Origin of the sequence: Pseudomonas paralactis, assembly GCF_001439735.1 — a bacterium.
Taxonomy (GTDB): Bacteria; Pseudomonadota; Gammaproteobacteria; order Pseudomonadales; family Pseudomonadaceae; genus Aquipseudomonas; species Aquipseudomonas paralactis.
In genome coordinates this window covers 19,321-34,150 of record NZ_JYLN01000015.1, presented here as the reverse complement: position 1 = coordinate 34,150, position 14,830 = coordinate 19,321, and the positions used below count along the sequence as shown (strand labels likewise).

At 61.8% G+C, this 14,830-nt stretch carries 14 protein-coding genes; 10 read left to right on the top strand and 4 right to left on the bottom strand.

The genetic code is table 11. From position 1 onward, the window contains the following. Positions 1-203 precede the first annotated feature (203 nt). The 5 genes from TX23_RS25205 (at position 204) to TX23_RS25185 (ending at position 3,869) form a co-directional block, all read left to right on the top strand. The gene (locus tag TX23_RS25205) at positions 204-983 is read left to right on the top strand and encodes an ABC transporter substrate-binding protein (RefSeq protein ID WP_057704495.1); all 780 of its coding nucleotides are present in this window, start codon (positions 204-206) and stop codon (positions 981-983) included. A gap of 138 nt (positions 984-1,121) precedes the next feature. After that, positions 1,122-1,823 (top strand): ABC transporter permease, encoded by a 702-nt coding sequence (locus tag TX23_RS25200; protein WP_057704494.1) that lies wholly within the window; start codon positions 1,122-1,124, stop codon positions 1,821-1,823. Next, entirely contained in the window at positions 1,820-2,533 is a 714-nt protein-coding gene (locus TX23_RS25195) for an ABC transporter permease (protein WP_057704493.1), read from the top strand. Before TX23_RS25200 ends, TX23_RS25195 begins: the two co-directional genes overlap by 4 nt. A 3-nt stretch (positions 2,534-2,536) precedes the next feature. Then, positions 2,537-3,367 carry an ABC transporter ATP-binding protein gene (locus TX23_RS25190; RefSeq protein WP_202889065.1) on the top strand — a complete coding sequence of 277 codons (831 nt, stop codon included), beginning with the start codon at positions 2,537-2,539 and terminating at the stop codon, positions 3,365-3,367. 4 nt (positions 3,368-3,371) lie between these two features. After that, positions 3,372-3,869: an Lrp/AsnC family transcriptional regulator gene (locus tag TX23_RS25185; protein ID WP_005787545.1), complete on the top strand. Its 498-nt coding sequence runs from the start codon at positions 3,372-3,374 to the stop codon at positions 3,867-3,869. 67 nt (positions 3,870-3,936) lie between these two features. Here the strand turns inward: TX23_RS25185 and TX23_RS25180 are convergent, their stop codons facing one another. The 4 genes from TX23_RS25180 to TX23_RS25165 all read right to left on the bottom strand — a co-directional run bounded on the left by TX23_RS25180 (position 3,937) and on the right by TX23_RS25165 (position 8,150). Next, positions 3,937-4,818 carry a TIGR03915 family putative DNA repair protein gene (locus TX23_RS25180; protein ID WP_057704492.1) on the bottom strand — a complete coding sequence of 294 codons (882 nt, stop codon included), beginning with the start codon at positions 4,816-4,818 and terminating at the stop codon, positions 3,937-3,939. After that, positions 4,815-6,035 (bottom strand): putative DNA modification/repair radical SAM protein, encoded by a 1,221-nt coding sequence (locus TX23_RS25175; RefSeq protein WP_057704491.1) that lies wholly within the window; start codon positions 6,033-6,035, stop codon positions 4,815-4,817. Before TX23_RS25175 ends, TX23_RS25180 begins: the two co-directional genes overlap by 4 nt. 175 nt (positions 6,036-6,210) lie before the next feature. Further along, positions 6,211-7,548, bottom strand: coding sequence for a lysine N(6)-hydroxylase/L-ornithine N(5)-oxygenase family protein (locus TX23_RS25170; RefSeq protein WP_057704490.1), 1,338 nt, complete (start codon positions 7,546-7,548; stop codon positions 6,211-6,213). 119 nt (positions 7,549-7,667) lie between these two features. After that, complete coding sequence (locus TX23_RS25165) at positions 7,668-8,150, bottom strand: sigma-70 family RNA polymerase sigma factor (RefSeq protein WP_057704489.1); 483 nt, start codon at positions 8,148-8,150, stop codon at positions 7,668-7,670. 327 nt (positions 8,151-8,477) lie between these two features. On the opposite strand from TX23_RS25165, the gene TX23_RS25160 reads away from it, so the two are divergent. From TX23_RS25160 to TX23_RS25140, 5 genes are all read left to right on the top strand, one after another. Beyond that, positions 8,478-9,647, top strand: a complete 1,170-nt coding sequence (locus TX23_RS25160) for an efflux RND transporter periplasmic adaptor subunit (RefSeq protein ID WP_057704488.1) — start codon at positions 8,478-8,480, stop codon at positions 9,645-9,647. Then, positions 9,637-11,619: a MacB family efflux pump subunit gene (locus tag TX23_RS25155; protein ID WP_157243951.1), complete on the top strand. Its 1,983-nt coding sequence runs from the start codon at positions 9,637-9,639 to the stop codon at positions 11,617-11,619. The genes TX23_RS25160 and TX23_RS25155 overlap by 11 nt, the downstream gene beginning before the upstream one ends. Beyond that, positions 11,612-13,024: an efflux transporter outer membrane subunit gene (locus TX23_RS25150; protein WP_057704487.1), complete on the top strand. Its 1,413-nt coding sequence runs from the start codon at positions 11,612-11,614 to the stop codon at positions 13,022-13,024. The genes TX23_RS25155 and TX23_RS25150 overlap by 8 nt, the downstream gene beginning before the upstream one ends. A gap of 107 nt (positions 13,025-13,131) precedes the next feature. Further along, a complete protein-coding gene (locus TX23_RS25145) occupies positions 13,132-13,887 on the top strand; it encodes a hypothetical protein (RefSeq protein WP_057704486.1) in 756 nt (251 codons plus the stop codon). A gap of 108 nt (positions 13,888-13,995) precedes the next feature. Next, the gene (locus tag TX23_RS25140) at positions 13,996-14,763 is read left to right on the top strand and encodes a FadR/GntR family transcriptional regulator (protein WP_057704485.1); all 768 of its coding nucleotides are present in this window, start codon (positions 13,996-13,998) and stop codon (positions 14,761-14,763) included. The last annotated feature ends 67 nt before the right edge of the window (positions 14,764-14,830 follow it).

The following is a 14,830-nucleotide window of genomic DNA, read 5'->3' as shown; positions in this document are numbered from 1 at the left end:
CGTCGAGGGTGGGCCGGACCTTCCTGGGTTAAAAGCCGATTCGGCGGGTTAAACAGCCGATTACGCTGCATTGTCAGTTTTAACAGCGCAATTTGCGCTTTATGCAGGGGGTAAACGACACAAAAAACGCACCATCATGAAGCATTCTCTGCTCCCAGTTATTCACTGCCCTGACATCAATTACAAAATATAGGGACCTCCACATGACTCCACTGCGATCACTCTTCGCTGCGTTGCTGTTGCCTCTGTGCGCCACCGCCGCCCACGCCCAGGACTGGAAGGAAATCCGTTTTGGCGTGTTCCCCGAATACCCACCCTTCGAATCCGTAGCCGCCGACGGCAGCCTGCAAGGCTTCGATATTGAGTTGGGCAACGCCATCTGCGCCAAGCTCGAAGTGAAATGCACCTGGGTACACAACGAATTCGACGGCATGATCCCGGCCCTGCGTGCGCGCAAGTTCGACGCCATCATGTCCTCCATGGCCGTGACCCCGGCGCGTGAAAAAGTCATCGACTTTACCGACCGCCTGTTCCTTAGCCCCACCTCGGTGATCACGCGCAAAGGCGCCGACTTCGGCGATACACCCGAATCGCTCAAGGGCAAGCAAGTGGGCGTGCTGCAAGGCTCGCTGCAGGAAGCCTACGCCCGTGCGCACCTGGCCAAGCTGGGCGCACAGATCAAGGCGTACCAATCTCAAGAGCAGAACTACGCCGACCTGCAAAACGGGCGCCTCGACGCCACCCTGACCGACAAGCTCGAAGCCCAGCTCAACTTCCTGTCCAAACCCGAAGGCGCCGACTTCAAGACCGGCCCGGCCTTCAAGGACCCGACCCTGCCGCTGGACATCGCCATGGGCCTGCGCAAGAACGACCAGGCACTGCGTGAGCTGATCAACAAAGGCATCGCCGCCGTCCAGGCCGATGGCACCTACGCCCAGATCCAGAAGAAATATTTTGGCGATCAGGACATCTACAACGAGTAACCGGCAACCCGTGCCCCTGTGGGAGCGGGCTTGCCCGCGATAGCGGTGCTTCAGGCACCCACGCCGTGACTGCACCACCGTTATCGCAGGCAAGCCAGCTCCCACAGTAAATCCGTGCACTCCTTCGAGATCTTCCCCATGAACGAACTCCTCAACCTGCAAGGCTACGGCCCCATGCTGGCCCAGGGTGCCTGGATGACGCTCAAGCTGGCCTTCCTCGCCCTGGCCTTGAGCCTCACCCTGGGCCTGGTCGCCGCGGGCGCCAAACTGTCCAGCACCAAGTGGCTGCGCGTGCCGGCCACGCTGTACACCACGCTGATCCGCAGCGTGCCGGACCTGGTGTTGATCCTGCTGATTTTCTACAGCCTGCAACTGTGGCTCAACGACCTGACTGAAGTGTTCGGCTGGGACTACTTCGAAATCGACCCGTTCACCGCCGGGGTGGTGACCCTGGGCTTTATCTACGGCGCGTATTTCACCGAGAACTTTCGTGGCGCGATCCTCAGCGTGCCGGTGGGCCAACTGGAAGCCGCCACCGCCTATGGCCTGAGCCGCTGGCAGCGCTTTCACCTGGTGCTGTTCCCGCAACTGATGCGCTTTGCCCTCCCGGGCCTGGGCAATAACTGGCTGGTGTTGCTCAAGTCCACGGCGCTGGTGTCGATCATCGGCCTGTCGGACCTGGTGAAGGCCGCGCAGAACGCCGGCAAGTCCACCAGCGAGCCGTTGTACTTCCTGATCCTCGCGGGGCTGGTGTATTTGCTGATCACCACCCTCTCCAACCGCATCTTCAAGCGCCTCGAACGGCGCTACAACCTGGGCATCAAGGGGATGGCGCGATGATCGAACTGTTCCAGCAATACGGCCTGGCCTATCTGTTCAGCGATGGCAGCGGCTTGTCCGGCGTCGCCATGACCTTGTGGCTGTTCATCATCTCGGTGGTACTTGGCTTTTGCCTGTCGATTCCTCTGGCACTGGCGCGGGTTTCGCAGCATGTCTGGCTGCGCTGGCCGGTGGAGATCTACACCTATCTGTTCCGGGGCACGCCGCTGTATATCCAGCTGTTGATCTGCTACACCGGGCTATACAGCCTGGAAGTGGTGCAGGACAACGCCTTGCTCAACCAGTTTTTTCGCAATGCGCTGAACTGCACCTTGTTGGCGTTTGTGCTCAATACCTGTGCCTACACCGTGGAAATTTTCGCCGGAGCGATCCGCAATATTCCCCACGGCGAAATCGAAGCGGCACGCGCCTATGGCCTGCACGGCTGGCGGCTGAATCTGTTCGTGGTGGTACCTGCCGCCTTGCGCCGCGCATTACCGGCCTACAGCAATGAAATGATCCTGATGCTGCACGCCACGTCACTGGCGTTTACCGCCACCGTCGCCGACATCCTCAAGGTTGCCCGCGATGCGAATGCCGAAACCTTCCTGACCTTCCAGGCGTTCGGTATCGCCGCCCTGCTCTACATGCTGCTGTCCTTTGCACTGGTGGGCCTGTTCAGGCTGGCCGAACGTCGCTGGATGCGTTTTCTTGTTCCTACCCGAGGCTAACCCATGAATCAGTCCGCGCAGGCCCTGGCCGCTTATCCGGTGGATGTACCGGTTGTCGAAACTGCAACTGCTGCCATCAAGCTTCAAGTCGAAGGCATTCACAAACGCTACGGCGACCACGAAGTGCTCAAAGGTGTGTCCCTGAATGCCCGTCAAGGCGATGTGATCAGCCTGATCGGCGCCAGCGGCTCGGGCAAAAGCACCATGCTGCGTTGCATCAACTTTCTGGAACAGCCGGACGCAGGCGTCATCACCCTGGACGGCATCAGCATCGAAATGCAGCAAGGCCGCGCCGGCACCCGCGCGCCGCACCAGGCCCAACTGCAAAACCTGCGTACGCGCCTGGCCATGGTATTTCAGCACTTCAACCTGTGGAGCCACATGACGGTGCTGGAAAACATCACCATGGCCCCGCGCCGGGTGCTGAACGTCAGCGCCGCCGAAGCAGAAAAACGTGCGCGCCTGTACCTGGACAAAGTCGGCTTGCCTGGCCGCGTGGCGGATCAATACCCGGCGTTCCTCTCGGGTGGTCAGCAGCAGCGCGTGGCGATTGCACGGGCATTGGCGATGGAGCCGGAGATTATCCTGTTCGACGAACCGACCTCTGCCCTGGACCCGGAACTTGTAGGCGAAGTGCTCAAAGTCATACAGACGTTGGCCGAGGAAGGCCGTACCATGCTGATGGTCACCCACGAAATGGGCTTTGCCCGTCAGGTGTCCAGCCAAGTGCTGTTCCTGCACCAGGGCCGAGTCGAGGAACACGGCGGCGCCGAGATCCTCGACCACCCCAACAGCGAACGCTTGCAGCAATTTCTTTCCAACCGTTTGAAGTGAACTCATGGATACCAAGGCCAACGGACCCCATTCCTCCCCTGCGCTGGATCGCATCGACGAGGCGATCATCGACGTACTCAGGCACCAGGGGCGCATCACCTATGAAAAGCTCTCGTCACTGGTGCACCTGACCCCCAGACCCTGCCTGGAGCGGGTGCGCAAGTTGGAGCGACGCGGGGTGATCCGCGGGTATGGGGCGATCATCGATGTGCAGATGGTCTCACCAGGGCTGTCGCTGCTGGTGCTGGTGGCCTTGTCCAACCAAAGCGGGCGCTCGGCGCAAAAGGCCTTCGAGGCCTGCGTCAAAGCCTGCCCGCAGGTATTCGAATGCCAACTGATCAGCGGGCCGTTCGACTACAGCCTGCGTATGCGCTGCCGGGATATGGAACATTACCGGGTGCTGACGGAGATCTGGTTGAACAATGATGAGTTGCACATCGATAAATTGGTGGCGCATCCGGAGTTGGCGGTGGTCAAGAACACCGCGACCGAACTGGCCTGACTCCCACTCCCCCAGGCTGCGAAAATCAAATGTGGGAGCTGGCTTGCCTGCGATAGCGGTGCATCAGTCATCTCACATCTGACTGGTCGACTGCCATCGCAGGCAAGCCAGCTCCCACATTGACCGGGTTTGCAATTCTTTTGCCTGGCTTGGCCCCCACCAATTTCGCCTGCCCATCCTTCTGCTTGCCCGTACGCGCCTCGCTGATCAACCCTGGGATCAACTTGCCCTCCGGCAAATTCTTCCAGAACCGGCTGGGCAAATGCCCTTCCATGACCTTGGGGTTCAACCGCGCCGGGTTGAAGATATGGCTGTAGTAGGTCAACCACATGGCGCTGTGTGGATCTTCGACATTCTGTGCCAGTTGCTGCCACGCCTCGGGGCAGCGGCGTTGATGAATCAGCTGCTCGCCGTCGTAATACACCCCGTCCAGGGGCGTGGCGATCATCCAGCGATGGCGGCCCATGCGCCCGACAAAGTGCTGGCTGGCGCTCTTTAGAATGTCGTGGGCCGGTTCATGCCAGGCCACGTATTCCGGCAGTTCAGGCCCCGCCTCGGCCGGCAGGGCAATAAAGCGCACAAACGCGTGCAGGTGATGGGCCTCGCGGCTGACTTGCTTGATGCGCCGCTGCAACTCGCTGCCCAGCTTATCCCCGGCGAGCATCGCGGTGCGATCACCGTGGCTGACCCGCCACAACACTTCATACAGCAAGCTCCAGCGTTGATCACCGTGATAACAGGCGGCGGACTCCAGCAACGCCAACAGCGCCTTGGGAATCCGCGCCTGAAACGGCCCCAGCCCTGGCGGGATCGGCTCATCGGTGGCGAACAGGTCAGCCGCTTGTGCCTCGCCCCAGCTCACCTGGCTGGGGTCGACCTGATGGCTGAGCAGCCAGCGCGCCTGTTCGCGCCAGGTGCTGAACAGGTTGTCGCATTCCAGGCTGATCATCCCCACAGCCCCATCTGTTGCGGCTGCGGACGGTCGCGCAATTGTTCGCGCAGCAACACGCTGGTGCTCTCGGCCTGTTGCGGGTGGTAGTCACTGGTAATGAAGAACGGCTTGGCCTTGGCCAGTACGCAGCGCATACGCGCCAGGTCTTCGAAGCGGATCTTGCGCTCGCGGCGCAGGTCCACCAGGCGCTGGGTGGTGCGCAGGCCAATCCCGGGAATGCGCGCAATCAGGGTGGGCTCTGCGCGGTTCAGGTCCAGGGGGAACACCTCGCGATGCTCCAGGGCCCAGGCCAGCTTGGGGTCGATGTCCAGGGCCAGGTGGCCGGGGCCGGCAAACAGCTCAGTGGCGCTGAAACCGTAGCTGCGCAGCAGGAAATCGGCCTGGTACAAGCGGTGTTCGCGCATCAACGGCGGCGCGGCCAGGGGTACGCTTTTCGGGCTGTTGGGGATGGGACTGAACGCCGAGTAGTACACGCGGCGCAGCTTGAAATTGCCATACAAGGCTTCAGCCCCGTGAAGGATGGTGCTGTCATCGGTGTCGTCCGCGCCGACGATCATTTGCGTGCTCTGCCCGGCCGGTGCGAAACGCGGGGCGCGAGGCTCGTTGAACACCGTCTGTTCACCGGTATAGATGGTCTGCATGGCCTGCTTGATCGACACAATCTGCTTCTCCGGCGCCAGGGTCTGCAGGCTGGCCTCGGTGGGCAGTTCGATATTCACGCTCAGGCGATCGGCATAGCGGCCGGCCTCGGCGATCAGAGCGGGGTCGGCATCGGGAATGGTCTTGAGGTGGATATAGCCGCGAAAGTCATGCTCTTCGCGCAGCAACCTGGCGACCCGCACCAGTTGCTCCATGGTGTAGTCCGACGAACGGATGATGCCCGAGCTGAGAAACAGCCCGCTGACACAATTGCGCTTGTAGAAATCCAGGGTCAGGGTGACCACCTCTTCCGGGCTGAAACGCGCACGGGGCACGTCGCTGGAACGGCGATTGACGCAATACTGGCAGTCGTAGAGGCAAAAGTTGGTGAGCAACACCTTGAGCAGCGACACGCAACGGCCATCGGGCGTGTAGCTGTGGCAGATGCCCATGCCATCGGTGGAACCCAGCCCCGCCTTGCCCTCGGAACTGCGCTTGGGCGCGCCACTGCTGGCGCAGGACGCGTCATACTTGGCGGCGTCGGCGAGAATGCTGAGTTTTTCGATCAACTGCATGGGGGGCTACCGATACTGGTTTTTTGTACAGTACCAATAGCCACACTTTGTCACAAGTGCCGTCTGTAGGAGCGAGCTTGCTCGCGAAGAACGCAAGAGCGCCGCGTTCATTCAGATGAAGCGCGTTATCGTTGACGTGCTTCGCGAGCAAGCTCGCTCCTACAGAGGGGATCGGTCAGCTGGCGGTGGCCAGAAGCAAATCCTGCACCGACCGCGCCTTGCCATGGTGACGGTCCAGCGCATACAACGACGCCGCAATCTCATCGGCGCGAATCGGCAGCACCGACAGCAAGGTATCACTCAAGCCATGGCTGGCCTGGCTGAAGCCCTGGATGTAGATACCGGCCTTGCAGCGCTCGTCGGTGACGATGCGGTAGTCGCGGGCCACTTCGAAGTCGCCCATATAGGCGTGCAGCGGTGCCAACAGTTCGCGGTGCATCTGGCGCTCGTAGCCGGTGGCGAGGATCACGGCGTCGTAGTGGTTGACGCTGGTTTCGCCCGTGGCGTTGTTGCGCAACACCAGTTCGATACCCAGCGGCCCGGGCGTGGCCTTCTCCACCACGGTCAGGGTGCGAAACGCCTGGCGGGCAATGCCGGAGACTTTCTGACGGTAGAAAATCCCGTAGATGCGCTCGATCAGGTCCAGGTCCACCACCGAATAGTTGGTGTTCTGATATTCGGCGACCAAACGCTCACGCTCGGCACCGACTTGCTGGAACACCAGGTCAGTAAAGGCCGGCGAGAACACTTCGTTGACGAACGGGCTGTCATCGGCCGGTTTGAGTGCCGAGCCGCGCAGGATCATATCGACCTGTACCGACGGGAAGCTGTCATTGAGGTCGATAAAGGCTTCGGCCGCACTTTGGCCACCACCGATCACCGCAATGCGCATCGGCTTGCCGTCCACGCAGGGCTGGCTCGCCATGCGCTCCAGATACTGGGAATGATGGAACACGCGGCTGTCGCCCTTGAGCCCCTTGAACGCTTCGGGAATACGCGCAGTGCCACCGGCGCTGACCACCACCGAGCGGGTGGTGCGCACATGCTGCTCGCCTTGTGCATCGCGGGAAATCACGCGCAAGGCCTCCACCTGCTGCTGATGCAGGATCGGCTCGATGGCCAGCACTTCCTCACCGTAGTGGGCCTGGGCCTGGAACTGCCCGGCCACCCAGCGCAGGTAGTCGTTGTACTCCATGCGGCAGGGATAGAAAGTACCCAGGTTGATGAAGTCCACCAGGCGATCGTGGGCCTTGAGGTAGTTGACGAAGGAATACGGGCTGGTGGGGTTGCGCAGGGTCACCAGGTCCTTGAGGAAGGAAATCTGCAGTTCACTCTGGGTTACCAGGGTATTGCCGTGCCAGCGGTAGTCGGCTTGTTTGTCGAGAAACAGCACGTCCAGCTTGCCCTGGGCCTTCTCACGCTCCTGCAGGGCGATGGCCAGCGCCAGGTTCGAAGGGCCGAAGCCGATACCGATCAGGTCGTGAACCGCGGGCGAAGCAATTGCCTGTGTCATTCCAGTGTCCTCTGGATAAGCCCCTTGGCGGTGGGGCGGGAATACCTTCATGGCCTGAACAACAGGCCGTGTGTTGATAGGAAACGAGGACAGTGAAATAAAATTTAACTAACCGGCGATCAGTGCGCTTCCCACTCGCGCATACGCACCCGGCAATGCTTCATGGCGTTGACGATGTGTTTTTCCACCAGGCTGCGGGAAATCCCCAGGCGCGCGGCGATTTGCACATGGGACAGGCCTTCAAGCTTGCGCAGCAGGAAGCTGTCGCGGCACGCCGCCGGCAACTCGGCCAGGGCACGCTCAAGCATCTCCAGACGCTGGCTGTGGTCGTGACTGGCGTGGGGTGAACAGGGGGCGAAACGTTCTTCGCTGTCCAGCACCTCAAGCGGCTCGGACTGACGCAAGGCATTGCGCCGGTGGCCGTCGATCACCAGGTTCAATGCCGTGCGGTAAAGAAACGCGCGCGGCTGTTCGATCGGGGTATCGCTTACGCGCTCCAGTACCCGCACATAAGCGTCATGCACCACATCTTCGGCCACCTGACGGTTGCCCAGCTTGGCGTTCAGGAAACACACCAGCTCGCGATAGTAGTTTTCCAACATGACTCCTGACCCCACGGCCTTGGTACAAACGACACCCAGCCCCTGTAGGAGCGAGCTTGATCGCGAAAAACCCAAGAGCACATCCCTTTACCTGGATGCGCTCGCAATCAATGGCGGTTTTGCCATCACCGATGATGGCAGTTTGTGAGAGTGTGCAATTTATAGTAATTCTCATCTACTTTTAAAGAAGTCTTGCACTCACGTACGGTTTTTTTCGCCGACACAGCTGTTACTGCGTGTGTAAACGCCTAAATATTCGCGCATTTTTCTCGTATAACAGTCAGCTCTTCGCCACTTCGGCCCCCTTTCCCTGGCTGGAACCAACGCATGAAACGCCCTCGCCCCGCCCGCCTCGCCCTGCTTGCCGTGGCGTGCCTGATCCCCATTGTTGCGCTGGCTGCCTGGCAGCTGTTGCCGTCGGCTCGAGATAGCTTGCCCACCGTCACTGTGGTGCGCGGCAACATTGAGAACAGCGTCACCGCACTGGGCACCCTGCAACCACGACGCTATGTGGACGTCGGCGCCCAGGCCTCCGGGCAGATCCGCAAGATCCATGTCGAGGCCGGTGACCAGGTCAAGGAAGGCCAGTTACTGGTAGAAATCGACCCTGCCACGCAACAGGCCAAGCTCGACGCCAGCCGTTACGCCATCGAAAACCTGGAGGCTCAGTTGCAGGAGCAGAAAGCCCAGCATGAACTGGCGCGCCAGAAGTATCAGCGCCAGCAACGCCTGAGTGCCGGTAACGCCACCCGTGAAGAAGACGTGCAAACTGCCAAAGCCGAACTGAGTGCGACCCAGGCGCGGGTCGACATGTTCAAGGCCCAGATCCGCCAGGCCCAGGCCAGCCTGCGCAGTGATGAAGCAGAGCTGGGTTACACCCGCATCTACGCACCAATGACCGGCACCGTCGTTGCCGTGGATGCGCGGGTTGGCCAGACCCTCAACGCGCAACAGCAAACCCCGCTGATCCTGCGCATCGCCAAGCTGTCGCCCATGACCGTATGGGCCGAAGTTTCCGAGGCCGACATCGGCCACGTCAAACCCGGCATGAGCGCTTATTTCACCACGCTGAGCGGCGGCAGCCGGCGCTGGAGCAGTACCGTGCGCCAGATTCTGCCCATCCCCCCCAAGCCCCTGAACGAAACCCAGGGCAACGGCAGCCCGAGCAGTTCTGCCAAGAGCGGCACAGGCCGAGTGGTGCTGTACACCGTGCTGCTGGACGTCGACAACGCCGATAACGCGCTGATGGCAGAGATGACCACCCAGGTGTTTTTCGTCGCCGGCCAAGCCAGGGATACCCTGACCGTGCCCGTCGCCGCCCTGCAAGGCACCTCCGGCACCGAATCGCAAATCGCCCGGGTGGTCGCCAAAAACGGCGCCATCGAGGAGCGTAAGGTGCGCCTGGGTATCAGCGACCGTCTGCACGTCGAAGTGCTGGAGGGCCTGAACGAAGGCGATCACCTGTTGATCGGTCCGATTGATAGCAATGGGGGTTGAAGTGACCACGCCCCTGATTGAGCTCAAAGGCATCCGCAAGTCCTACGGAGGCGGCGACAGCCCGCAAGTCGACGTATTGCGCGGTATTGACCTGTCGATTCATGCCGGGGAATTCGTCGCCATTGTGGGCGCTTCGGGTTCGGGCAAATCGACGCTGATGAATATCCTGGGCTGCCTCGACCGCCCTACCGAGGGCGACTACCTGTTCGCCGGCGAAAACGTGGCCCACCTGGGCAGCGACGAACTGGCGTGGCTACGCCGCGAAGCCTTCGGGTTTGTGTTCCAGGGCTACCATTTGATTCCCTCGGGCTCGGCCCAGGAGAACGTCGAGATGCCGGCGATCTATGCCGGTATCAGCGCCACTGAACGCCATGCTCGCGCCAAGGCGCTGCTCACCCGCCTGGGCCTGGCCGAGCGCACCGCCAATCGCCCGCACCAGCTTTCCGGCGGGCAACAGCAACGGGTATCCATCGCTCGCGCGCTGATGAACGGCGGCCATATCATCCTCGCCGACGAGCCCACCGGCGCCCTCGACAGCCACAGTGGCGCCGAGGTCATGACCCTGCTCGACGAACTGGCGAGCCAGGGCCATGTGGTCATTCTGATTACCCACGACCGCGAAGTGGCGGCGCGGGCCAACCGCATCATCGAGATTCGCGACGGCCTGATTATCAGCGATTCGGCTGAAACCAGCGCGGTCAAACCCACCGTGGCGGCCGGCGCCTTGCACGCTGTGGACCTGCGCCAGCGCCTGGCCGACGGCGCCGAGCATAATGGCGCCTGGAAGGCCGAACTGGTGGACGCGGTACAAGCGGCCTGGCGGGTGATGTGGATCAACCGCTTCCGCACCGCCCTGACCCTGCTGGGGATCATCATCGGCGTAGCTTCTGTGGTGGTGATGCTGGCAGTGGGCGAAGGCAGCAAGCGCCAGGTTATGGCGCAGATGGGCGCGTTCGGCTCCAATATCATCTACCTCAGCGGTTCTTCGCCCAACCCGCGTACGCCGCTGGGTATCGTAACCCTGAGCGATGTCGCGGCCCTGGCGACCTTGCCTCAGGTCAAGCGCATCATGCCGGTCAATGGCACGGATGCGGGCGTGCGCTTCGGCAATGTCGACTACATGGCGTATGTGGGCGGCAACGACACCAACTTCCCGGACATCTTCAACTGGCCGGTGGTCGAGGGCAGCTACTTCACCGAGGCCGACGAACGCGCGGCAGCCACGGTCGCCGTGATCGGCTCAAGCATCCGCGCGAAACTGCTCAAAGACGTAGCCAACCCGATCGGCCAGTACATTTTGATTGAGAACGTGCCATTCCAGGTGGTTGGCGTGCTGGCGGAAAAAGGCTCCAGCTCCGGCAACAAGGACAGTGACGACCGTATTGCCATCCCTTACAGCGCCGCCAGTGTGCGCCTGTTCGGCAGCTACAACCCCGAGTACGTGGCAATTGCCACCACCGATGCACGCAAGGTGCATGAAGCCGAGCGCGCCATCGACCAGCTTATGTTGAAGTTGCACAACGGCAAGCGCGACTACGAGCTGACCAACAATGCCGCGATGATCCAGGCCGAAGCGCGAACCCAGAACACCCTGTCGCTGATGCTCGGCTCGATTGCCGCGATTTCCCTGCTGGTGGGCGGCATCGGCGTGATGAACATCATGTTGATGACCGTGCGCGAACGCACCCGCGAAATCGGTATCCGCATGGCCACCGGGGCGCGCCAGCGCGACATCCTGCGCCAGTTTCTCACCGAGGCGGTGATGCTCTCTGTGGTCGGTGGCCTGTTCGGTATCGCCCTGGCATTGCTGGTAGGCGGTGTGCTGCTGCTGGCTGAAGTGGCGGTGCAGTTTTCCCTGGTGGCGGTGTTCGGCGCGTTTGGCTGTGCGCTGGTCACCGGCGTCGTATTCGGCTTTATGCCGGCCCGTAAAGCTGCCCGGCTCGATCCGGTTAAGGCGTTGACCAGTGAATAAACGATCCATCGCACCGCAACTGTCGGTGCTTAGCCTGTGCCTGTTACTCAACGCCTGTGCCGGCACCCCGCCTACCCTCGACAGTGGCATTGCTGCGCCCGCTGCCTGGCAATATGCCGAGCGCGACGCCGACCAGGCCATCAACCAGCGCTGGTGGACGCAGTTTGGCAGCCCTGCGCTGAACAGCCTGATCGACCAGGCCCGGCGCGACAGCTTCGACGTGGCTGCGGCCATGGCGCGGGTGCGCCAGGCCCAGGCCACAGCGGTGATTGCCGGCGCACCGTTGCTGCCCGAGGTGAAGTTCAACCTCACCGCCAGCCGTCAAAGGCTGTTGCGCGGCAGCGGCAACTCGGACCTGGACGCCACCGCGAGCAACAGGACCGTCAACAACTATGACGCCAACCTCTCGGCCAGCTACGAAATCGACTTTTGGGGTGGCCGCGCCGCTGCGCGCGACAGCGCTGTACATAGCCTGCACGCCAGTGAGTTCGATCGGGCCAACGTGGAGTTGACCCTGCTCAGCAACGTCGCCGACCGCTATGCGCAAACCCTGGCAGCGCGCCAGCGCTTGCAAATCGCCGAGCTGAACCTGGCCAATGCGCGCAACGTGCTGAACCTGGTGCAAAACCGCTACGACGCCGGTTCCGCCACGGCCCTGGAGTTGGCACAACAGAAAAGCCTGGTGGCCAGCCAGCAACGGCAACTGCCGCTGATTCAGCAATCGGCCGAAGAATCGCGCATCACCCTCGCCGCCTTGCTCGGCCAGCCCGTGCAGGCCCTGGCGCTGGGCAACGAGCCGTTCCAGGCGCTGACCTGGCCGAGTATCGGCCCCGGCGTGCCTAGCCAGTTGTTGCGCCGACGCCCTGATATCGCCCAGGCAGAGGCACAGCTGGCGGCGGCCAGTGCCGACGTCACGGTGGCGCGTGCGGCCATGTTGCCCACGGTGACGTTGGGCGCAACCCTCGGCTCGGGTGCGAACAAGGCTGAAGAGATTTTGCGCAGCCCGTTCTATACCTTGACCTCGGGCCTGGTCGCACCGATTTTCAACAACGGTCGCCTGAGCGCCGAGCGTGACAAGGCCCGGGCACGCCAGGATGAGCTGCTGCAAACCTACCGCGGGGCGATCATCAACGGCTTTGCCGATGTGGAAAAAGCCCTCAGCAGCCTGACGCGCCTGGACCAGCAACGCCAGTGGCAAAGCGAAGAACTGCAACAGGCGCAGACGGCCTTTGAGATTGCGCAAAGCCGCTACGAGGCTGGCGCCGAAGACCTGCTGACGGTGCTGGAAACCCAACGCACCCTCTACGCCGCTCAGGACCTGAACGTGCAACTGCGCCTGGCGCGACTGCAAGCCAGTATCGCGCTGTACAAGGCATTAGGGGGTGGCTGGAAGACCGATAGCTGATAAGCGAAATCGGTATTTCTTACACGAACTGTTTCTTAGCCTTACATTTTCCACACCCAGGTCCTTGGTAAAAAAGCCGTTACATACGGCTGCCCCCGGACCTCGTGATGACACCCAGCGTTCTTGTAAAAAGCCTGGTCTGCATAAGCTGCTGGCTGATAGCACATGCAGCTCGCGCCGAGCCCCTGATCGCGCCCACTGCAATCGACTGGCTGTTGGATTGCCCCCTCACTGCCACTGCGCGTCTGGACCCTGAGGTAGTCGGGCGCACCCAATGTGGCCTGGTCAGTGTGCCCCGGGACCACGCGGCCCCTGGACGCGGTCGTATACGCCTGAGCGTGACGCGTGTGGGCGCAAGGCAACCGCTCAACCGTGAGGGGGTGGTGTTCATCCAGGCGGGCGAACCGCCCCAGCCCGCCAACGCACCTTTCGTGCTGCAGGTGGCCAGCCGCTGGGAGTCGCTTGCCACCCGCGCTTATCGCACGCTGGTCGACCGTTATGACGTGATCGAACTGAGCACCCGTGACCTGCGCCAGCCAAACGCGGTCGAGCAGGCGGCGCTGGACATGGAATACGTGCGCGGGCAGCTCGGCGAAGCGCGCCTGCACTACCTGGGCAGCGCTGCCGCGACCCGCCTTGGCAGCCGCTACGGCACGCTGTTTCCCGAGCGCATTGCACGCATGGTGCTGATTAATGCAGAGCCTGGCGACCCCATCGCCGCAGGCGTCGAGCAGCTATTGCTCAAGGAGTCCAGGCACTCGGGGGCCGACGGCTGTGTCAGCCGCTGGCTGGGGGATTTCCTCGCCTACGGCAAACAGCCACCAGCATCCGCACGTTGCCTTGACCTCGGTGCCTGGGAGTAACCGGCGCATTTGCGACCTGTTGCCATCGAAAACGACACCCTGCGTTGACGCTCCGATGCAATCGTTATTAAGTGCTATTTATCCGCATTAATACGATAAATCGCACCCATGCTGACTCGCCCGCTACGCCGCAAACGCCAGAAGCTGTCCGATGTGATTGTGGAGTCGGTCAAGCGCTCGATCGTCACCGATGCCTTGAAGCCCGGCGACCGCCTGCCCACTGAGCGCGAGCTGATGGAAAGCTTCCAGTGCTCCAAGGGCTCGGCGCGCGAAGCGCTCAAGGCGCTGGAGGTCGAAGGGTTGGTCAGTACGCGCACCGGCCCCAGCGGCGGTGCCTACCTGAACCAGGCCGGCACCGAACCGGCCAGCCGCGCCTTGCGCAATTACCTGCACTTTCAGCACCTGGATGGCGAGCAGGTCTACCAACTGCGCAAGGTCATCGAAGTGGAACTGGCAGTGTCGGTGCTCGGGCGTTTGAGCGAAGACGATTACGTTGCCCTGCAAGCCAATGTGGATTTTTGCAGCGCTCCCGAGGACAGCGAAGCCGGCCAGCGCGAACAGCGCCTGGCGGAATTGGAGTTCCACAACCTGCTGGCCCGGGCCTGCCCCAACCCACTGCTGAGTTTTATGGCGCAGTTTCTCAATGACCTGCTGCGCGACCTGGTGGTGCTCAAGAAAGCCTACAAACCCAAGCGCAAGCAGTTCGACGCGGCCAACCTCGATTATCACAAGCAACTGCTGATCGCCTTTCGCGCCGGGGATGAAAGCGCGGTGCGCAGCTTGATGCATGAACACATGTGCGATGCCGAACACCATATGACCGCGCTGGAAGGCCAGGTGAGCCCGCACTTCCTTCTGGAGTTTGATCACCGTTAGGAACAACACCCGACCAATGTGGGAGCTGGCTTGCCTGCGATGGCATCGGCTCGGTCCCCCTGTAACA